15 protein-coding genes are annotated in these 19,182 nt (G+C 51.8%); 10 read left to right on the top strand and 5 right to left on the bottom strand.

Going from position 1 to position 19,182, the window contains the following annotated elements; translation table 11 throughout:
- The first annotated feature begins 214 nt into the window (after nucleotides 1–214).
- The 5 genes from rluD (at nucleotide 215) to ilvN (ending at nucleotide 7,392) form a co-directional block, all read left to right on the top strand.
- Nucleotides 215–1,174 (top strand): 23S rRNA pseudouridine(1911/1915/1917) synthase RluD, encoded by a 960-nt coding sequence (gene rluD, locus CR46_RS0115915; RefSeq protein WP_030074343.1) that lies wholly within the window; start codon nucleotides 215–217, stop codon nucleotides 1,172–1,174.
- A complete protein-coding gene (pgeF, locus tag CR46_RS0115910) occupies nucleotides 1,171–1,926 on the top strand; it encodes a peptidoglycan editing factor PgeF (protein ID WP_030074342.1) in 756 nt (251 codons plus the stop codon). The genes rluD and pgeF overlap by 4 nt, the downstream gene beginning before the upstream one ends.
- Before the next feature lie 155 nt (nucleotides 1,927–2,081).
- Nucleotides 2,082–4,661 carry an ATP-dependent chaperone ClpB gene (gene clpB, locus CR46_RS0115905; protein ID WP_030074341.1) on the top strand — a complete coding sequence of 860 codons (2,580 nt, stop codon included), beginning with the start codon at nucleotides 2,082–2,084 and terminating at the stop codon, nucleotides 4,659–4,661.
- Nucleotides 4,662–5,176: 515 nt separating this feature from the next.
- Nucleotides 5,177–6,901, top strand: a complete 1,725-nt coding sequence (locus CR46_RS0115900) for an acetolactate synthase 3 large subunit (RefSeq protein WP_030074340.1) — start codon at nucleotides 5,177–5,179, stop codon at nucleotides 6,899–6,901.
- The gene (ilvN, locus tag CR46_RS0115895; protein ID WP_030074339.1) at nucleotides 6,901–7,392 is read left to right on the top strand and encodes an acetolactate synthase small subunit; all 492 of its coding nucleotides are present in this window, start codon (nucleotides 6,901–6,903) and stop codon (nucleotides 7,390–7,392) included. Before CR46_RS0115900 ends, ilvN begins: the two co-directional genes overlap by 1 nt.
- 94 nt (nucleotides 7,393–7,486) lie before the next feature.
- On the opposite strand, the gene ilvY is transcribed toward ilvN, so the two are convergent.
- Nucleotides 7,487–8,374, bottom strand: coding sequence for an HTH-type transcriptional activator IlvY (ilvY, locus tag CR46_RS0115890; protein WP_030074338.1), 888 nt, complete (start codon nucleotides 8,372–8,374; stop codon nucleotides 7,487–7,489).
- Between the two features lie 217 nt (nucleotides 8,375–8,591).
- On the opposite strand from ilvY, the gene ilvC reads away from it, so the two are divergent.
- Together ilvC and pssA are read left to right on the top strand one after the other, a co-directional pair.
- Nucleotides 8,592–9,608, top strand: a complete 1,017-nt coding sequence (gene ilvC / locus CR46_RS0115885) for a ketol-acid reductoisomerase (RefSeq protein ID WP_016916053.1) — start codon at nucleotides 8,592–8,594, stop codon at nucleotides 9,606–9,608.
- Nucleotides 9,609–9,771: 163 nt separating this feature from the next.
- Nucleotides 9,772–10,704 carry a CDP-diacylglycerol--serine O-phosphatidyltransferase gene (gene pssA / locus CR46_RS0115880; RefSeq protein WP_030074337.1) on the top strand — a complete coding sequence of 311 codons (933 nt, stop codon included), beginning with the start codon at nucleotides 9,772–9,774 and terminating at the stop codon, nucleotides 10,702–10,704.
- Between the two features lie 147 nt (nucleotides 10,705–10,851).
- On the opposite strand, the gene lldD is transcribed toward pssA, so the two are convergent.
- Entirely contained in the window at nucleotides 10,852–12,006 is a 1,155-nt protein-coding gene (lldD, locus tag CR46_RS0115875; protein ID WP_030074336.1) for an FMN-dependent L-lactate dehydrogenase LldD, read from the bottom strand.
- Nucleotides 12,007–12,327: 321 nt separating this feature from the next.
- On the opposite strand from lldD, the gene CR46_RS0115870 reads away from it, so the two are divergent.
- The 3 genes from CR46_RS0115870 to CR46_RS0115860 are packed head-to-tail and all read left to right on the top strand — an operon-like array spanning nucleotide 12,328 to nucleotide 16,392.
- On the top strand, nucleotides 12,328–13,101 hold the full coding sequence (locus tag CR46_RS0115870) for a GntR family transcriptional regulator (protein ID WP_030074335.1): 774 nt from the start codon (nucleotides 12,328–12,330) through the stop codon (nucleotides 13,099–13,101).
- Nucleotides 13,098–15,017, top strand: coding sequence for a sensor histidine kinase (locus CR46_RS0115865; protein WP_030074334.1), 1,920 nt, complete (start codon nucleotides 13,098–13,100; stop codon nucleotides 15,015–15,017). The genes CR46_RS0115870 and CR46_RS0115865 overlap by 4 nt, the downstream gene beginning before the upstream one ends.
- Entirely contained in the window at nucleotides 15,010–16,392 is a 1,383-nt protein-coding gene (locus CR46_RS0115860) for a sigma-54-dependent transcriptional regulator (RefSeq protein ID WP_030074333.1), read from the top strand. Before CR46_RS0115865 ends, CR46_RS0115860 begins: the two co-directional genes overlap by 8 nt.
- Here the strand turns inward: CR46_RS0115860 and CR46_RS0115855 are convergent.
- The 3 genes from CR46_RS0115855 to CR46_RS0115845 form a co-directional block, all read right to left on the bottom strand.
- Nucleotides 16,368–17,039: a metal-dependent hydrolase gene (locus CR46_RS0115855; protein ID WP_030074332.1), complete on the bottom strand. Its 672-nt coding sequence runs from the start codon at nucleotides 17,037–17,039 to the stop codon at nucleotides 16,368–16,370. The genes CR46_RS0115860 and CR46_RS0115855 overlap by 25 nt on opposite strands.
- Nucleotides 17,040–17,150: 111 nt before the next feature.
- Nucleotides 17,151–17,687: a gamma carbonic anhydrase family protein gene (locus CR46_RS0115850; protein ID WP_030074331.1), complete on the bottom strand. Its 537-nt coding sequence runs from the start codon at nucleotides 17,685–17,687 to the stop codon at nucleotides 17,151–17,153.
- A gap of 43 nt (nucleotides 17,688–17,730) precedes the next feature.
- A complete protein-coding gene (locus CR46_RS0115845; RefSeq protein WP_030074330.1) occupies nucleotides 17,731–19,071 on the bottom strand; it encodes a sodium-dependent transporter in 1,341 nt (446 codons plus the stop codon).
- Nucleotides 19,072–19,182: the final 111 nt, after the last annotated feature.

Genomic DNA, 19,182 nt, shown 5'->3' with positions numbered 1-19,182 from the left:
CATCCTCGTTGCAAACAAGCCTCAATCACCGAAAAGCGACGATGGCCATAAGTAGAAATGGTAGAATAGGTCGCAGTTCACCCACTATAAATCACCTAGACGCAAAACGCAGGCTTAGCGACACGTCAGTGCCGTTTGAAAAGTTAAGCAGTGTCAAATAGCGACAACGCTGTTGGTGTCCTAAAAAGCCGTTTGTGTCTTAAAGAGGTTATTCATGTCTCGTATTGTTGAAGCCACGCAGCGGGTACCCGCGACATTAGCAGGCGCGCGTTTAGACCAAGCCGCAGCTGAGTTGTTCAGCGATTATTCCCGCGAACGGTTGAAAGCGTGGATCAACGCCGGTGAGCTCACTGTTGACGGCGCTAAAGTAAAGCCGAAGGCCAAGCTGCACGGCCATGAAACATTAGCACTAAAAGCGACCATCGAAGACGATACGCGTTTCGAAGCTCAGGATATTCCGCTTGATATCGTGTATGAAGATGACGCGGTGATGGTTATCAATAAGGCCGCTGGAATGGTGGTACATCCTGCTGCGGGCAACCCTGATGGCACGCTGTTAAATGCACTGCTTCATCATCATGCTGCGCTGGCGGAAGTGCCGCGCGCTGGGATCGTACATCGTCTGGATAAAGACACCACTGGCCTGATGATGGTGGCAAAAACGTTGCCCGCACAAACGGCGTTGGTTGAACAGTTGCAGGCACGTAGTGTCTCCCGCCAGTACGATGCGGTAGTGATTGGTAAACCAGTGTCGGGTAGCACCATTGATGCGCCGATTGGTCGACACCCAAAAGACCGTAAGCGCCAAGCAGTTACGGCATCTGGAAAACCGGCGGTAACGCACTTTCGCGTGGTAGAGCGTTTTCGTGCACATACCCATGTGCGTTGCACGCTTGAAACCGGGCGTACCCATCAAATTCGTGTTCATATGGCCCATGCCCGCTACCCGCTGATTGGTGATCCGCTTTATAGTGGTCGTGCAAAGTTGCCGCCGGGCGCTGCTGCGCCGTTAAAAGAGATTCTACGTGAATTTCCGCGTCAGGCGCTGCATGCTCGGAAGCTCAGTTTTGTGCATCCGGTGAGTGGAGAAACGCTTACTTTTCATGCTGATTTGCCCGATGATCTACTGATGTTGTTGGACTACCTGCGCGAAGATAGCGAGACCATGAGATGAGCGATGCGATTGATCTAAAGCCCACGTTATTGTTGCCTGACTGGCCGGCCCCCGCGAATGTGCGGGCGTTTGTGACTACTCGGGAAACAGGGCCGAGCCAGGATGATTTTGCAGCCTTCAATCCAGCGACCCATGTAGGCGATAATGCAGATCACGTCGCGCTATGTCGGCGTTTGCTGCACAAAGAAATCGGCGATGATCGACCGCTACTGTGGCTTAACCAAACCCATGGCGCACGGGTCCAGCAGGCGTATCAAAGCGATATACCGGAAGCAGACGCAGCGATTGCTAACAGCAACGACTATGCCTGTGTGGTGTTAACCGCAGACTGCCTACCGGTGCTGTTTTGTAATCGCCAGGGCACCCAAGTCGCGGTTGCGCACGCAGGCTGGCGAGGGCTGGCGGGTGGTGTATTGGAAGCGACCGTTGCTGCTATGAATTGCGACCCTGATGACGTGTTGGTATGGCTGGGCCCGGCTATTTCGAATGCTCAGTTTGAGGTTGGGCCAGAGGTGTATGGTGCCTTTGTTGCGGTACACCCTGAGACGGCTGATGCGTTTGACCACAGCCCCTATCGTCTTGGCCACTATATGGCGGATCTTTACCGCTTGGCGCGCTTTCGTTTAGAAGCATTAGGGCTCCATCACATCAGCGGTGGCCATTTCTGCACTGCCTGCGAGTCGCGTTTTTACTCCTACCGCCGAGACAATGGCAATACGGGACGCATGGCAAGTGTGATCTGGATCAATTAAGCAGCGCGATTCCTTCAAGCTTGTGTTGCGCGCCTCTTGAAATGCGTGGAACTGACGCCATTTAACTTGTCAAGCTAAACGTTTTTAGCATATTAAAGACAAGTTATTGGGAAACACCGTGGGTCCAAACGCACGGCACCCCCAGGAGGAATTCCATGCGATTCGATAAATTTACTGCCAAATTACAGGCCGCTATTTCTGAGGCGCAATCCCTTGCCGTTGGGCACGGCCATAATCAGCTTGATCCCGCGCACTTACTGCTTGCGTTACTCGATACCAAAGACACTGGCATCAAAGCCCTGGTTGAAAAAGCCGAGGGCAGTAGTTCACGTCTGCGCGACGGTTTGCAGCAGCAGCTTGATGACTTGCCGAAAGTCAGCCAGTTCGACGGAGATGTACAGCCATCCCGCGACTTTATCAAGCTATTCAACTTAACTGACCGAGAAGCGCAGAAGCGTGGCGACCAGTTTATCGCCAGCGAATTAGTGCTATTAGCAGCTCTGGAAATGAACAGTGCTGTCACCAAGTTAATGAAAGAGGCGGGGCTGAACCGGAAAGGCTTGGAAGCTGCAATCAACAGCTTGCGCGGTGGTGCAACGGTCGATGACCCCAATGCCGAAGACCAGCGCGAAGCGCTTAACAAATACACCATGGATCTTACCCAGCGTGCGTTAGATGGCAAGCTGGATCCGGTGATTGGCCGCGACGATGAAATTCGCCGCACCATTCAGGTGCTGCAGCGTCGTACCAAAAATAACCCGGTGCTGATCGGTGAGCCAGGGGTGGGGAAAACCGCCATTGTCGAAGGCTTAGCGCAGCGCATTGTGAATGGCGAAGTGCCCGAAGGCCTGAAAGACAAACGCGTACTTTCGTTGGATATGGGCTCGCTGCTGGCAGGCGCTAAATTCCGTGGTGAGTTTGAAGAGCGCCTAAAAGCGGTGCTTAAAGAGCTCTCCCAGGAAGAGGGGCGGGTCATCCTGTTTATTGATGAGCTGCACACCATGGTGGGCGCAGGTAAAGCCGAAGGTGCGATGGATGCAGGTAATATGCTTAAACCTGCGTTGGCGCGTGGTGAGTTGCACTGTGTGGGCGCAACAACGCTGGATGAGTATCGCAAATATATTGAAAAAGATGCCGCGCTGGAGCGCCGCTTCCAGAAGGTGCTGGTCGATGAGCCGTCTGAAGAGGATACGGTGGCTATTCTGCGCGGTTTAAAAGAGCGTTACGAAGTCCACCACGGCGTGGATATTACCGATTCAGCGATTATTGCGGCGGCGAAGCTCTCTACCCGCTATATCACTGATCGGCAGTTGCCCGACAAAGCCATCGACCTGATTGACGAGGCGGCGTCTCGTATCCGCATGGAGCTGGACTCTAAGCCTGAAGAGATGGATCGTTTGGATCGTCGTCTAATCCAGCTGAAAATGGAGCGCGAAGCGCTTAAGAAAGAGACCGATGAGGCCACTAAGAAACGCCTCGAAGCGCTGAATAACCAGATTCACGAGCTAGAGCGTGAGTACGCTGACTTGGATGAAATCTGGAAAGCTGAAAAAGCCAGTATTCAGGGTGCAGCCCAATTCAAAGCAGAGCTTGAGCAGGCGCGTATTGACCTTGAACAAGCGCGTCGCCAGGGCGATTTAGGGCGTATGTCGGAAATTCAGTACGGCAAAATTCCGGCGCTGGAGAAGAAAATTAGCGAAGCGGGTGAAGGCGAGGCTGATACAGCCAGCCACCAGCTGCTGCGCTCAAACGTGACCGAAGAAGAGATTGCCGAGGTGGTTTCCCGCTGGACCGGTATTCCGGTCTCCAAGATGTTGGAAGGCGAACGGGACAAGCTGCTGCGCATGGAAGAAGCACTGCACGAGCGGGTGATTGGCCAGCATGAAGCGGTAGAAGCCGTGGCGAATGCGGTGCGTCGCTCACGTGCCGGGCTGTCTGATCCGAATCGGCCTAACGGCTCGTTCCTGTTCCTCGGCCCCACTGGGGTAGGTAAAACAGAGCTATGTAAGTCGCTAGCTAACTTCTTGTTTGATACAGAAGAAGCGATGGTGCGTATCGATATGTCAGAGTTTATGGAGAAGCACTCCGTGGCTCGGTTGATTGGTGCGCCCCCAGGCTATGTGGGTTATGAAGAGGGTGGTTACTTAACTGAAGCGGTACGTCGTAAGCCTTACTCGGTGCTGTTACTGGACGAAGTGGAAAAAGCGCATCCGGACGTGTTCAATATCCTGCTGCAAGTGCTGGAAGATGGTCGCTTAACTGATGGTCAAGGCCGTACGGTCGATTTCCGCAACACAGTGATCGTAATGACTTCTAACATGGGCTCGGACATTATTCAGCGCATGGGCGGAGATGATAACGACTACGAAGCAATGAAAAGTGCAGTGATGGAGGTGGTGGGTAACCATTTCCGGCCTGAATTGATTAACCGCATTGATGAAGTGGTGGTGTTCCACGCCCTTGGTCAAGAGCAAATTCAGGCGATTGCCGGTATTCAGTTAGCGCGTTTGAAAGTGCGCTTAGCTGAGCATGATTTGAGCTTGGATATCAGCGATGATGCGATGGCACAACTGGCAGTCGTCGGTTTCGACCCGGTGTATGGTGCAAGGCCACTGAAGCGGGCAATCCAGAGCCGTATCGAGAATCCGTTGGCACAAGACTTATTGGCGGGCAAGTATGCGCCAGGCGATACCATTCATATCAGCGCCAATGAAGGCAAGCTAGTGTTTGGGTAATTAACAAGCAAGTATCAATAAGCTTGTATCGTCCGTACGGCTGCGCAAACAACAAGCTTGCGCAATGAAATAGGGCAAAAGCCCCGTTAGCTCTGCTAGCGGGGCTTTTTTAATGGCTTCTTGCGACGTTTGTTGCGTTTGTCTTGATCGGAGGTTGACAGGTTGAGGGCGCTAATGGAATCTTGTGGGTTCCTGATTTGCGGGCGCGGAACCAACGGGCAACCCCTAATCCCCGCGCGAAGGGTAGGCGACAGCCTTTACCCGCCGAAGGACTTCCGGGCTTGGGCTAACCGCCCGACCTGGCCAACGCCCCGACACGGCAAACCGTCGTGTAAGGGAGTCGCTGGTGTATTGCATAATATGTCAGTGCTTCCGATGAGAGTGCAGGCCCTAACCGGGCCATATGCCAGGGTTTGGCATCAGGTGCCGGCATGGGCCGGCAGCGGCATACCGCCGCACTCGACACCGCAGGATGTCCTGCGGATCGCACTCGAGACCTCCAGGGGAGAAACACAGTGGAACTGCTTTCCGGCGCAGATATGATCGCCCGCTTCTTGCAAGATGAGGGCGTTGAATACATTTATGGTTATCCCGGTGGTGCAGCACTGCATATTTATGATGCGCTGTTCCGTCAGGACAAAGTGAAGCACATTCTAGTGCGTCATGAACAGGCGGCGACTCACGCTGCAGATGGCTATGCCCGTGCTTCAGGTAAACCAGGGTGTGTGCTTGTTACATCAGGTCCCGGTGCTACCAACGCGGTTACCGGCATTGCAACGGCCTATATGGATTCCATTCCTATGGTTGTGCTGTGTGGGCAGGTAATGAGCCACCTGATCGGTGACGACGCCTTCCAGGAAACCGATATTATCGGTGTGACTCGCCCTATCGTGAAGCACAGCTTCTCAATTCGGCATCCGTCTGAGATTCCAGAAGTGCTGAAAAAAGCCTTCTATCTTGCGGCAACTGGTCGCCCAGGCCCGGTTGTGGTCGATATCCCTAAAGATATGACCGCGCCGACCGAGCGTTATGAGTACATCTATCCGAAAAAGGTCAAGATGCGCTCTTATAACCCGGTAACTCGGGGGCATACCGGTCAAATTAAAAAAGCCGTTGAGATGATGCTGAAAGCCAAGCGCCCGGTGTTCTATACCGGCGGTGGCGTGGTAACTGGCAAGGCAAGCGAAGGTTTGACCGATTTGGTCAAACAGCTCGGCTTCCCCATTACCACAACGTTGATGGGCATTGGTTCTTATCCGCAAAGTGACCGGCAGTGTCTGGGCTGGTTGGGTATGCACGGCTCGTACGAGTCCAATATGGCCATGCATCATGCGGATTTGATCATCGCGATTGGCGCGCGTTTTGATGACCGAGTGACTAATAACACGTCGAAGTTTTGCCCTACGGCAAAAATTATTCACGTGGATGTGGATCCAAGCTCGGTGTCTAAAACCGTGCGTGCCGATGTGCCTATTGTGGGGCCTGCGGCTAGCGTCATTAATGAAATGATCAGCTTGGTTCAAGGCCAGACAATTTCGCAGCCTGAAGCGCTGACCGAATGGTGGCAGAAAATTGACGGCTGGCGTGCCGAGCGTGAAGGCAAGCTATACGAGCCCTCTAAACCAGGCGAAGTGCTGAAGCCTCAGGAAGTTGTTGAGGCGCTGTGTCGTGTTACGCGTGGTGAAGCCTATGTAACAACGGATGTTGGCCAGCACCAGATGTTTGCTGCTCAGTATTACAAGTTCGACAAGCCTAATCGACTGATCACCTCGGGTGGTCTAGGCACAATGGGCTTTGGCTTCCCGGCCGCGATGGGCATCAAGCAAAACTTCCCGGACGACGACGTGGTATGCGTTACCGGAGAGGGCAGCTTCCAGATGATGATGCAGGAGCTTTCTACCTGTAAGCAGTACGGGGTGGGCGTCAAAATTGTAAACCTCAACAATGCATCGCTTGGCATGGTGCGCCAATGGCAGGATTTGAACTACAAATCCCGTCATGCTCACTCTTATATGGAGTCGCTGCCGGACTTCCATATGCTCATTGAGGCTTACGGATTTACCGCGATCACCGTGAACACCCTTGATGAATTGGAGCCGGCGCTAGAGCGCGCCTTTGCTAACAAGCATGAACTGGTGTTCCTGGATGTGAAGGTCGATCCTTTTGAGCACGTCTATCCGATGCAGGTGCCATTAGGTTCCATGCGTGACATGCTGCTGTCTAAAACGGAGCGTACCTGATGCGTCATATCATCTCGATTCTGATGGAAAACGAACCGGGTGCGCTGTCACGTGTAGTCGGGCTGTTCTCCCAGCGTAACTTCAACATTGAAACGCTGAACGTTGCGCCGACTGAGGATCCGTCGCTTTCACGTCTGACGGTGACTACCGTGGGTGATGACCGGGTCATTGAGCAAATCACCAAGCATCTTAATAAACTGATTGATGTGGTGAAGCTAGTCGATCTGACGGAAGGTAACCACATTGAGCGTGAATTGATGCTGGTGAAAGTAAAAGCGCTAGGCGCAGCCCGCGATGAAGTGAAGCGTACGGTAGATATTTTCCGGGCGCAGATTGTCGACGTAACGCCAAGCCTTTATACCGTTCAGATTACCGGTGACGCCTCTAAGCTGGATGCCTTTCTGCAGGCCATGGCGCCGGTAGGCATTCTCGAAGTGGCGCGTACCGGGGTATCTGGTATTGCTCGCGGCGATAAAGTGCTATCACTGTAAACGAAGCATGCTAGCTGAGTAAGTCGTTGAAAAAGCAACTGAGAAAGCCGTCCGTACCTAGGGCGGCTTTTTTTATGGTGTTATTTAACGCTTGTTAGCGTGGCGTCACGGTCGCCCAGAAGGCATCAATCATCGGGTTTTTGAGTCGTCGATTAAGCACGCAAACTCCAACATCGTAGTGGGGTAGCTCCGGTTTCACGTTGAGCACCTGCACGCGTTCGGCCAGCGGGCTGTTATCTAGCACGATTTTTGGTACCACGCCCACGCCAAACCCCAGCCCTACCATGCTAACAATGGCTTCGTGTCCGGCCACTTGGGCATAAATACGCGGCGTTATACCCATCGCTTTAAACCACGTATTGGCATATTCCCTTGAAAGCCCTGCCTCTGAAAGAATCATCGGTACGTCACGCCATTGCTCAGCTGTTGAGCTCTCTGGCTGGTTTGGCAGCCAGTCGTGGGCTTCTCTAGGTGCAATAAACAGTAGCGGCGAGCGAGTAAGTGATTTGAAGGCCAAGGCGCTGGGTGGAATCCGCGGGCGGGGGGTAATGGCCATGTCGTCGGCGCCTTCCAGTACCCGCGACATGGCGTCAGCGGGGTCACCGGTATGCAGCTTTAGCTCGATGCCTGGGTGGCGGGTGCGTACATCGCTTAATAGCTCATAGAGAAAGCTATAGCTCGCAGTTACTGAGCAGTAAATGCTTATTTCTCCGCGTAGTTGTGCCGCCGTGGCGGCCAGTGTCCGCTTCTGCATTTCCCACTGTTCTAAGGTCTCTTTTGCATAGTGCTGAAACGCTAGGCCTTGGGGGGTGAGTGTGACATGGCGATTATCGCGCTCAAACAGGCGTGTGCCTAGCTCGGCTTCAACCTGTTGAATTGAGCGGCTCAAGGTGGATGGGCTGATATGACAAAGCTCGCTAGCACGGCCAAAGTGCAGTGTCTCGGCTAGTGTTATCACATGCTTTAGTAAGCGAAAATCCATAGTAAGCCCACTGTTAAGATTTATGTTTCATAATTAGAAATAGTATGTTGCAAATATAGCGTTTTACGCAATGGTGTCAGTGGCGTACAGTGACTTCAACGCCAAAGCCCAGTGCTGCAAAAGACGGCACGGGTGGCCATCAACGCTGATACGACATCTATAAATTATCCCTATATAACGATCATGTTTTAATCAAATTCGATTTTGGAGTCTCGCTATGCACGTTTATTACGATAAAGATTGTGATCTGTCCCTCATTCAAGCCAAGAAAGTCACGATTGTTGGTTATGGCTCGCAAGGTCATGCCCATGCCAATAACTTGAAAGAGTCGGGCGTCGACGTCACTGTTGCGCTGCGCAAGGGTTCCTCTTCTGCAGCTAAAGCAGAAGCCGCAGGTCTGAAAGTGGCAAGCGTACCGGAAGCGTGTAAAACCGCAGACGTTGTCATGATTCTAGCGCCGGATGAAAACCAAAAAGCGATCTACGAGCAGGAAGTAGAGCCGAACTTGAAAGAAGGTGCGACCTTAGCCTTCGCCCACGGCTTTAATATCCACTACAACCAAATCGAGCCGCGTAAAGATCTTGATGTCATCATGATTGCGCCGAAAGCACCGGGCCACACGGTACGCTCCGAGTTCGTTAAAGGTGGCGGTATTCCTGATCTGATCGCTATCCACCAAGATGCGTCTGGTAATGCCAAAGAATTAGCGCTTTCCTACGCGGCAGGCGTCGGTGGTGGCCGTAGTGGCATTATCGAAACTACCTTTAAAGATGAGACCGAAACGGACCTGTTTGGCGAGCAAGCAGTTTTGTGTGGTGGCGCGGTTGAGCTGGTTAAAGCTGGCTTTGAAACGCTGACTGAAGCAGGCTACGCGCCGGAGATGGCTTACTTCGAGTGTCTGCATGAACTTAAGCTGATTGTTGACCTGATGTACGAAGGCGGCATCGCCAACATGAACTACTCTATCTCCAACAATGCGGAGTACGGTGAGTATGTGACTGGCCCTGAAGTGATTAACGATGAGTCTCGTGCAGCAATGCGCAACGCACTCAAGCGCATCCAAACGGGTGAGTATGCCAAAATGTTCATTCAGGAAGGCAATACTAACTACCCGTCTATGACAGCTCGTCGTCGCTTGAATGCTGAGCACGAAATTGAGCAAGTTGGCGCTAAGCTACGCGGCATGATGCCGTGGATCGCTGCCAACCAGTTGGTTGATAAGTCGAAAAACTAAGCAGTTAGCGTGTTAATACTCTAGTTAGAGCCTCGGGGCGCGCACTGTCGCGCCCCGAGGCGTTTAGCGTTGCATACTGTAATTGACTGGCTGAGTGAGCCTCACCGTGTAGAATGAAAAGAGATCACTGTTCTTGTGACTTCACTTCAAACGGATGATATTTATGACCCAGGATGCTCGCGATCAAGAGCGTAAACAGTCCCCGCAGTCAGTGCCTCAAGAAGGCCAGAAAACGGAAGGCAGTAGTGCTGGAGGTCAAGACGACGCTAGTCACGAAAAGGTAAATAATGGCTACACCAGTCATGACGACGTAAGTAATGAAGATCTAGCTAGCGTTTTTCTGCGTGAAACTGAAGTCGTTGAAGAAGCGGTCGAGGACGGTAAGAAAATTCGCCGAAAAGGCATTTACTTATTACCTAACTTGTTTACTACATCTGCGTTGTTTTCAGGGTTCTTTGCGGTAGTGGCTGGCATTAACGGAGAATTCACTTCGGCGGCAGTGGCAATTTTTATCGCCATGGTGCTTGACGGGCTTGATGGCCGTGTTGCCCGTATGACCAATACCCAAAGCGAGTTTGGCGCAGAGTACGATAGCCTTGCCGATATGATCTCGTTCGGTATGGCACCTGCATTGGTGGCCTTCACCTGGATTTTACAAGACATCGGTAAAACTGGTTGGGTCGTGGCGTTTCTTTACGTGGCTTGTGCCGCACTGCGATTGGCACGCTTTAATGTACAGATTGGTAGTGTTGATAAAAAGTGGTTTATCGGTTTGCCAAGTCCATCCGCTGCAGCTTTAGTGGCCGCTAGTGTGTGGACCTTCCATAGCTTTGATGCAGATGCGGTAGGTTTTAAACTGCTTATGTTGTTTGTAGTAGGGGCAGCGGGTGTGCTGATGGTTAGCAATATTCGTTATTACAGCTTCAAAGACCTCGATTTCAAAAAGCCTGTCCCGTTTGTTGTGCTTCTAGCGGTGGTACTAGGGTTCGTAATGATCTCTGTTGAGCCTTCTGTGATGCTGTTGCTGCTTTTTGGTGCTTACGTGTGCTCAGGTCCCGTATTGGCTGTTATGCGCAAAGCTAAACCTAAAAGTTAAAGTTTATTCACGTTTTCTCAAAAAACCACTTGCCAAGACGGCAGCGAATGCGTACATTACGGATTCGCTGCCGTCTTGGCAAGGGCTTTTATAAAAAAACTCAGCAACGTCACCCTTCTATATTCCCCTTTCTCTACATTACCCTTTCTATTTAAGTACAGGAATCGCGTCAGGCACTAATGACTCGGTGTTGAGATCAGCAATCGTTCGCGCGCCGGTGAGCGTCATTGCCACCCTCATCTCTTTTTCGAAAAGCTCAAGCAGGTTAGCAACCCCCGCCTCACCTGCTGCTGCCAGCGCATAGATAAAGGCGCGACCGATCAATACTGTATCTGCGCCCATGGCAACCATCCTTACTACATCCAACCCATTACGCACACCAGAATCTGCCAGGATGGCTAAGTCACCCTTAACTGCATCTGCAATAGCAGGCAGAGCACGCGCGGTAGAAGGCACGCCATCTAACTGACGGCCACCGTGATTTGAAACCACAATACCATCAGCCCCAAAGCGGACTGCATCACGGGCATCTTCAGCATCCAATATGCCCTTAATAACCATTGGGCCATCCCATTGCTCACGAATCCAATCCAGATCTTTCCAGGAAATAGAGGGATCAAAGTTATCGCCAAGCCAAGCAATATAATCCTCAAGCTCTGTCGGCTGACCACGATAATCAGACACGTTGCCTAGATCATGCGGGCGACCACGAACACCTACATCCCAAGCCCAAAGAGGATGCAATGCAGCCTGAAGCATACGTTTCATAGGCCCGCTTTTGCCGCTCATACCTGAGTGGGCATCGCGATAACGCGCCCCAGGTACAGGCATATCAACGGTGAAGATTAATGTTTTAACCCCTGCCGCCTTAGCACGCTCAAGCACGTGCTTCATAAAGCCCCGATCCTTCAGTACATAAAGCTGAAACCAAATGGGCCGCTCAACTGCCGACGCCACTTCAGCAATAGGGCATACGGATACCGTCGATAACGTAAATGGTATGCCTTTCTTGGTCGCTGCCCGCGCTGCCTGGACTTCACCACGCCTAGCGTACATGCCGGTTAGCCCCACCGGCGCCAAGGCAAGAGGCATTGCCATCTTTTCGCCAAACAGCTCGGTTTCCAGCGATAGCGACGACATATCCTTTAACACCCGCTGCCGCAACGCGACACCCGCCAGGTCTTCAACATTGCTCCGCAACGTATGCTCTGCGTATGACCCGCCGTCAGCATAGTGAAACAGAAACGAGGGAATACGACGCTTGGCAGCTTGGCGGTAGTCCGTAGGTGATGAAATGATCATGGCAGGCCCTATGCAATAAATAGATGCACTATTTATAAGTACTATCTATACACGGTCATCGAAGCGTTAATGTTAAACGCCGCAAGTAAAATTGGTATTACCAATTTACAGATTGATTAGATGCCACACTAAACAGCCCCTTTCATCATGTCAATTGACAACCCCAACAAAGGCTTTTACCACGCTTATACTTTAGTTACATAAGCAAGAAGTTACTTTCTACCTAATCTCTATGGATAAGCTGAGGTTTATAATTGATGCTTGAGCAAAACATATGAAACTTTTAGAATTGGTATTACCAATTATAGGAGCATGAATTTCATGTCGTATCCGCCCCTTCGCCAACAACGTTTGGCTGATGTAATTACTGAGCGCCTTGAGGCAATGATTCTTGAAGGTAGCCTCAAGCCTGGCCAGCGCCTGCCCCCAGAAAGAGAGCTTGCCGAACGTTTTGGCGTTTCTCGCCCTTCTCTACGCGAAGCTATCCAAAAGCTTGCCGCACGAGGCCTGCTGAATAGCCGCCAAGGGGGCGGTACATTTGTTAATGAAACGCTAAACAGCGGCTACACCGACCCGCTGTTAGAAATGCTTTCACGACACAATGAGTTTCACCTGGATTTACTTGAGTTTCGCGATGCAATGGAGGGAATTTCGGCTTATTACGCAGCATTACGCTCAACACCAGCCGATAAAGCCGTTCTTATCCAACGTTTTGAAGAACTCGACGGCGGGTTTGTAGGCGCCAACCCAGCCCAAGAAGCAAAGCTAGACGCCGCCTTCCACCTCGCTATTGCAGAAGCAGCTCACAACGTATTGCTACTTCACACTATTCGAGGCATTTTTCATTTATTAGAGCAAAGCATCGTTGATAACCTCGCTCATCTTTTTGCAAAGCCAAACTCACGCGCGCAGTTAATGAAGCAGCACCGCGCACTACTGGATGCAATTTTAGAGGGTCGTGCTGAAGACGCCCGCTCCCGAGCACACGAACACCTAGTATATGTTGAGGAAGGTCTTCTCGAAATGGCCAGAGCCGAAACCCGCGCTCAGCGTGCACTGCGTCGTGCGCAGGGCACCAGCAGCACACCTGCATGAAACACTTACTTCGCCTTTCAGACCTACGCTGGCGACTGCTCTGGCTGATAGTGATTTCGCTTGGGCTTATATTTTGCATGTGGCAAGCCGCTCAATTGGCCCGCGAGCAGGCATTATCAAACTTACAAGACGATGCTGAAAACGAGCTGCGGCTTTCTGCCGCCAACCTCAACGGTTACCTACTGCGCTATGATTATTTGCCGCAAATGCTGGCGACCAGGGAAGGCGTACAACGTTTTTTAGATTCCCCAGACAGCCAAGACTCTATGCCACTCAACTTGCTGCTTGATCGTTTTCGTTTTACCTCTGGGGTATCCGATGTTTATTTACTAAACCGTGACGCCGATACCATCGCCGCCAGCAACTGGCACCGCCCCAATACATTTATTGGTCAAAACTACGCGTTCCGCAGCTATTACACCGATGCCATTACTGGGGGGCAAGGGCGTTTCTATGGTTTAGGCGTACAGTCGCTTGAGCGTGGTTACTACTTTTCTGCGCCGGTGTGGCTTGATGATACCTCCCCCGATGCAAAACCCGACGGAGTTATCGTCGTCAAAGTGCTGCTCGACGATGTTGAAGAGAGCTGGGCGGAACAGGATGCTGAGCTGTTTGTTACCGATAGCGATAATATTATTTTCATGGCCAGCCACCCTGAGCTGCGCATGAACGCTCTTTACCCTCTTACTGACAGCCAGCGCGACACTCTACGAGCAACCCGACGCTATGCAATGGAGCCTTTAACGCCTTCAGGTATTCAACTTGAAGCTCCTTACGGGGCTGATAGCTACCTTGTTAGCTTTGCTAGCGGGCCATTAGATGGCGGGCGCTATTTAAGCTTGACGCGCCCCATCCCAGAGTTTGGCTGGCAAATGCATATTTTAAAACCACTAACCCCGGTAGTGAACGCCCAATGGCTTGCAGCACTCATGGCGGGAGGCTTATATGGTGTGGTGACCTTGGGCGGTGGTATTGGTTGGCAACGCTTGCGTTTACGTCGAGAGCGCGAAGCATTTGCAGAGCGCGAACGGCAAACGTTAGCAAGAGTGCGAGATGAGCTAGAGGTTAGCGTAGAACGAAGAACACGTGACTTAGTTGCCAGTAATCAGCGGCTTTCCGATGAAATTGAAGAACGGCGAAGAGCAGAAGCTAATTTGCGCCAAACCCAAGATGAACTGATCCAAGCAGCAAAATTAGCGGTCTTAGGCCAATTGGCTGCGGGTATCAATCACGAGTTAAATCAACCGTTAGCCGCTATTCGCGCTTACGCTGAAAATGGTCGACGGTTTATTGAACTAGCGCGGGTAGATAAAGCGGATGCCAACCTAGCGCAGATTGTTGAGCTTACACAGCGCATGGCCGACATTAGCGCCCAGCTGCGCCAGTTTTCTCGTAAGAGCAGCGAGCGCCAGGAAACAATCTCTGTCCAAGCCTGTATTGAGTACGCACTGCGTTTATTTCAAAGCCGCTTACGAGATGATGGCATCACCGTGGTTCAGCAGTGGCCTGAAGACACACTTTGGGTGGAAGGTGACTTAGTACGCCTGGAGCAAGTGCTGGTAAACCTGATTAGCAACGCGCTACAGGCAATGAAAGAGGTAGCGTCACCCGTACTGACGCTACGGGTAGAAATCGCGCAACAGCAAGTGCTGATCAGCGTTGCCGATAATGGCCCGGGGGTCCCGGAACATCACTTGGGCCAAATTTTCGAACCCTTCTTCACCACGAAAGCACCCGGTAGCGGATTAGGACTAGGACTTTCGATTTCCTCACGTATTATGGAAGATCTGGGCGGCAAGTTGCAGGCAGCAAATCAGCCCACCGGCGGGGCAAGATTCACCGTTACGCTGCCCTGCTCAGCAACACCTAACGTACTGCCGCCGCCTTCAGTCAAGGAGCATAACAACCATGCATGAGCCGTCGACACTGCCGGTCATGGTGATCGACGATGAACCGCACCTGCGTATCACCGCTAGCCAAACACTTGAACTTGCCGGCTACACACCTCACTGCTTTGAATCTGCTGAGCAAGCGCTGGAAGCTCTGCCAGCGAATTTCCCCGGTGTCATTGTTAGCGATATCAGGATGCCAGGAATGGACGGCATGACGCTGTTGAATGAGTTACATAGTCGCGATGCCACACTGCCAATTATTTTAATCACTGGTCACGGTGATATATCGACGGCGGTAGAAGCAATGCGTGCAGGCGCTTGGGATTTTCTGGAAAAACCTTTCGCGGGCGACCAGCTACTTGATGTTGTGAGGCGAGGCATCGAAAAGCGCCAGCTAAGCTTGGAAAATCTGCGTTTAAAAGCTGAACTTGAGGTACAACAAGCCGCTCTTGGGCCTCGTTTAGTTGGCCGTACGGCGGTGATTTCTCGCCTAGCGGCAATGATTCAACGCATCAGCCAAGTAGAAGCTGATGTACTCCTGTTTGGCGAAACCGGCACCGGAAAAGACCTTGTTGCCCGCGCCATTCATGAACGCAGCGCCCGGCGTAATAGCCCGTTCATGGCGATCAACTGCGGCGCGGTGCCAGAAAACACCATAGAGTCAGAGCTGTTTGGCCATGAAAAAGGTGCCTTTACCGGCGCAGTAGAACGGCGAATTGGTAAATTCGAGCATGCCAATGGCGGCACCGTATTCCTGGATGAAATCGAGTCAATGCCATTGGCGCTCCAGGTTAAACTGTTACGCGTCTTGCAAGAGCGTAGTGTCGAGCGCCTTGGGGCCAACGAGACGGTGCCACTCAATATTCGTGTAATTGCTGCCACCAAAGTGGACCTTAAAGCGGCTGCCGAAGAGGGATACTTTCGCGAAGATCTCTACTATCGACTCAACGTGGTCACCCTACCGCTGCCCGCACTGCGCGAACGACGCGAAGACATCCCGCTGTTATTCCAACATTTCGCGGTGATCGCTGCCAACCGTAGTGGCTTAGAAGCCCCCACCCTGGATAGCCCTTCGATTGCTGCCCTGCTGGCTCACGACTGGCCTGGTAATGTTCGTGAACTGCGTAACCTTGCCGAGCGATATGTGCTATTGGGAGCCGCCTTTGACTACCGCTTAGATGCGCTACTAGAAGGGGTCAGTGCCGACACAGAGGAACCCACGCTACCTCGGCAGGTTGAGCTATTTGAAAAGAGCCTAATTAGCCAATCCCTGGCCCGCCACCATGGTAGAGTCACTGACGTGTGCCGCCATCTGGGAATTCCCCGCAAAACCTTCTACGACAAACTCAAAAAACACAGCTTAAGCGCTGACGATTATCGCCATAGCAGCGACCCTTGATGAAGCAATTCAACCAGTACATCCCAGGGCGGTACCCATGGCACTAGCGTTAATAGCGCAATCAGCATAAAGACATTTGATAGCGGACGTCGGCCATCACCCAGCTTCAGCGCGGTTCCAAATGAACGCTTTAGCCGCGCGCCTTCTAGATCCACACTAAAGAGTTCATCAAGACTTAAATGGATAATAAACCCTAACAGTACTGCTGCCCCGTGACACCAGGCCAGCCAAGCCGGCTGTGCCAGTAAATGAAAACTAAGCGCAGCCGTCGCTAACGCACACAACATAGCAGCCATTAGTGAATGCCAAATACCTCGATGAACCGTTAGCCGTGAGAACACCACCGCCGCAAGGTAACGTACGCTAAAGTAGATGCTTCCACAGGCCACTAGCAATAATCCAGGCGTTAACCACGGTTGCAGCAACAGTACACCCAGCACTAGTGAAGGTACTGATAGAAGGTTAAAAATCAAACGAATAGAGCGAGAACGATCTGCATCTATGTCAGGCAAAATACCGCCAAAGGCTACCAAGGCAATAATTAATAGCGCCTGAGTCGCTGGCCACCACTGTGCCTGCCAGCCGACATAAGCCATTAGCACGCCGCCTGCTGCTGCTACCGTAATGTGCGTGCGAAAATTCGCCATAGCGCGGCATCCTGGAAAACTGGATAAATTACCAGATTTTTGGCTGCCGCAACATGACTATTTAAGAAAAAAGAGTGTTAGGCCAACTGCTTAGCGCCTACATTAGAAAATTTACTGAGTGAGGAACTGATCTTTTAACTTAACGTAGTTGCCTGCCGTGTAAGGAAAGAAAGCGCGCTCTTTATCTTTGAGTGGACGCAACGCTTTCGCCGGGTTTCCAGCATAGACATAACCGCTTTCCAAACGTTTGCCTGGTGTAACAACTGCGCCAGCCGCAATAATCACCTCATCCTCGACAACTGCTCCATCCATCACAATCGCCCCCATACCCACCAAAATACGGCTACCCAGCGTACAGCCATGTAAAATCGCTTTATGGCCAATGGTGACATCATCACCAATCGTCAGTGGGAAACCATCAGGATTGAAATCGCTGGCATGGGTAATATGCAGCACGCTGCCATCCTGCACGCTAGTGCGAGCGCCAATGCGAATCCGATGCATATCCCCCCTAATCACGGTCGTCGGCCACACCGAACAGTCATCGCCCAGCTCTACATCACCAATCACCACACTGGCGGGGTCGATATAAACCCGTTCACCCAGGCGAGGCGACATACCTTGAAATGGTCGTAGGGCATTGCTCATTGCACACTCCTGTTTAACGCTACTGGATTCAAATATTCAAGGACTATAGCAACCCGCCGAGCAATACAATAAACGTCAGCGGAATCGACACCCAGCGTACAATATTACGCCAGAGTACATAGCCTCTCTCGCCAACACCCAATGCCTGTACAACCTGCGTACGGGGCATCACCCATGCCGCAAAGATAGCAATTAATAGCCCCCCCATAGGCAGAAAAATATCAGGCGGAATACTACTAACTAACTCAAACACATTACGACCAAACAACGGTCTAAAATCGGCGAGGGTAGAAAACGAAAATGCCGAAAGCAGTCCTAACAGCCATACGCTAAGCGCCACGACGGCCGTTGATACACTGCGACGCCAGCCAAGCCCTTGCAACGTTGCCACCATGGGTTCAGCGAGGTTAATCGCTGACGTCCAGGTAGCCAATAAGAGCAGCAAAAAGAACACACTTAACCAAAACGCTCCCCAAGGCAGCTCAGAAAAAGCAATAGGCAGCGTCACAAACATCAACCCAGGACCATCAGCGGGGTCCATACCTTGGGCAAATACCACCGAAAAGATCGCAATCCCTGCTAACAAGGCGACGCTGATATCGAGCATTGCAACTGCAAAAGCGGCTTTCGGTAAGCTCTGCTCATCAGGCATATAAGCCCCATAAGCCATTAGCGCGCAGGCCCCTACGGCAAGGGTAAAAAACGCATGCCCCATAGCATGCAACACCACTGAAGTCGTTACATCGCCAAAAGACGGTAAAAACAACCATGAAAGGGCTGTACCAAATCCGTCGGTGGTCGTGGCATAACCAGCCAGTAGCAACAATAAACCGTACAGCAGCGGCATTAATAGGTTGTTCAACCGCTCTAGGCCTTTGGCAACGCCAGCGGCCACGACTGTCATGGTCATAAATAGGAACAACGAGTGATTAAAAATCAACAGGCCTGGGTTTGCCAGAAACGCCTCGAAACCCGCACCTATTTCTGCGGCACTTGCGCCATCGAAATTTCCGTTTATTGAAGCGACTAAAAACTCAATCGACCAACCTGACACCACCGAGTAAAACGATAAAATACAGAAGACGGTGAATGCTCCAAACAACCCTAACCAACGCCAGTGTCGAGAAGCGCCTGCTTCAACAGCTAGCCTACTCAGTGCTTGCATAGGCCCCCGGCGCCCCGCCCGCCCAATTAAAATCTCGGCCATCATTACAGGGATACCTAACAGAAGTACGAACGCCACATAGATCAATAAAAATGCCGCACCACCGTTCTCGCCTGCAACGTACGGGAAGCGCCAAATATTACCCAACCCAACTGCAGCTCCCGTTACCGCTAAGATGAAGGCTCGCTTTGACCCCCAGCGCTCCAGCGTTTCACTCATCACTTGCTCCTGCCATTGGTGGCACTAGTTGGCGACACTAAAAGTCGGCAAGACTAGCAGGCACTTACGCTTAGGCCAAACCTTGCTATAAGACACACTATTAAGCTTAGA

Source organism: Vreelandella neptunia, assembly GCF_000712975.1.
GTDB lineage: Bacteria > Pseudomonadota > Gammaproteobacteria > Pseudomonadales > Halomonadaceae > Vreelandella > Vreelandella qaidamensis.
This window is presented reverse-complemented; position numbering and strand designations above follow the sequence as displayed.

Excerpts from the sequence above, each read along its gene's own strand:
- rluD (WP_030074343.1), top strand. The coding sequence starts at position 215 with ATGTCTCGTATTGTTGAAGCCACGCAGCGGGTACCCGCGACATTAGCA.
- pgeF (WP_030074342.1), top strand. The coding sequence starts at position 1,171 with ATGAGCGATGCGATTGATCTAAAGCCCACGTTATTGTTGCCTGACTGG.
- clpB (WP_030074341.1), top strand. The coding sequence starts at position 2,082 with ATGCGATTCGATAAATTTACTGCCAAATTACAGGCCGCTATTTCTGAG.
- ilvN (WP_030074339.1), top strand. The coding sequence starts at position 6,901 with ATGCGTCATATCATCTCGATTCTGATGGAAAACGAACCGGGTGCGCTG.
- ilvY (WP_030074338.1), bottom strand. The coding sequence starts at position 8,374 with ATGGATTTTCGCTTACTAAAGCATGTGATAACACTAGCCGAGACACTG.
- ilvC (WP_016916053.1), top strand. The coding sequence starts at position 8,592 with ATGCACGTTTATTACGATAAAGATTGTGATCTGTCCCTCATTCAAGCC.
- pssA (WP_030074337.1), top strand. The coding sequence starts at position 9,772 with ATGACCCAGGATGCTCGCGATCAAGAGCGTAAACAGTCCCCGCAGTCA.
- lldD (WP_030074336.1), bottom strand. The coding sequence starts at position 12,006 with ATGATCATTTCATCACCTACGGACTACCGCCAAGCTGCCAAGCGTCGT.
- CR46_RS0115870 (WP_030074335.1), top strand. The coding sequence starts at position 12,328 with ATGTCGTATCCGCCCCTTCGCCAACAACGTTTGGCTGATGTAATTACT.
- CR46_RS0115865 (WP_030074334.1), top strand. The coding sequence starts at position 13,098 with ATGAAACACTTACTTCGCCTTTCAGACCTACGCTGGCGACTGCTCTGG.
- CR46_RS0115860 (WP_030074333.1), top strand. The coding sequence starts at position 15,010 with ATGCATGAGCCGTCGACACTGCCGGTCATGGTGATCGACGATGAACCG.
- CR46_RS0115855 (WP_030074332.1), bottom strand. The coding sequence starts at position 17,039 with ATGGCGAATTTTCGCACGCACATTACGGTAGCAGCAGCAGGCGGCGTG.
- CR46_RS0115850 (WP_030074331.1), bottom strand. The coding sequence starts at position 17,687 with ATGAGCAATGCCCTACGACCATTTCAAGGTATGTCGCCTCGCCTGGGT.
- CR46_RS0115845 (WP_030074330.1), bottom strand. The coding sequence starts at position 19,071 with ATGAGTGAAACGCTGGAGCGCTGGGGGTCAAAGCGAGCCTTCATCTTA.